This window comes from Achromobacter sp. SIMBA_011 (assembly GCF_046535435.1).
Classification (GTDB): Bacteria; Pseudomonadota; Gammaproteobacteria; order Burkholderiales; family Burkholderiaceae_B; genus Achromobacter; species Achromobacter dolens.
This window is the reverse complement of record NZ_JAWRWN010000049.1, coordinates 1-474: the sequence shown is the minus strand read 5'-3', so window position 1 is coordinate 474 and position 474 is coordinate 1. Positions and strand designations below refer to the sequence as shown.

Sequence of the window (474 nt, the reverse complement as noted above, 5' to 3'; positions counted from 1 at the left end):
AGGCCCACGCATTCGAGGATCGACACCATCTGCCGGTCGCCGTCATGCATTGCCTTCAGCCGGCGGCGCACCTTCTCCATGGCGGCGGGCAAAACCCAGTCGTGGAACGGCGCACCGTTGCGCAGTGCTCCCGGTTTGCGGGTCAGGACCGGCACGTAATGCCAGGGATTATAGATCGTCTCGCCACGGCCGAAGCAGCGATCGTGTTGGCCGATTTCCACGCCATCCTGCCGGATGACGATGCGATCTGCATAGGCATGTATCTCGGCAGGGCGGCCGACTGCCGTAGACAGTACCGAGTATTTGTTGTTGTCGAAACGCACGAGGCAGGTCTTGCCGATCGAGGCCTGCACAGCGTGGAAGCCGTCGAATTTGCCGGGATAGCCGACCAGGTGCGGCCGCTCCGCATCGAACACCTCCCAGATCGTGCGCTCCGTCTGATCGACGTGCTTATGAGCGCGGGCGTAACTGATG

The 474-nt window shown here is 62.2% G+C and carries 1 protein-coding gene; it reads right to left on the bottom strand.

Features of this window, described 5'->3' with window-relative positions; all coding sequences use genetic code 11:
- The coding region (locus SB816_RS29835) for a Mu transposase domain-containing protein (RefSeq protein ID WP_410547968.1) at positions 1 to 474 on the bottom strand (474 nt) is incomplete at both ends.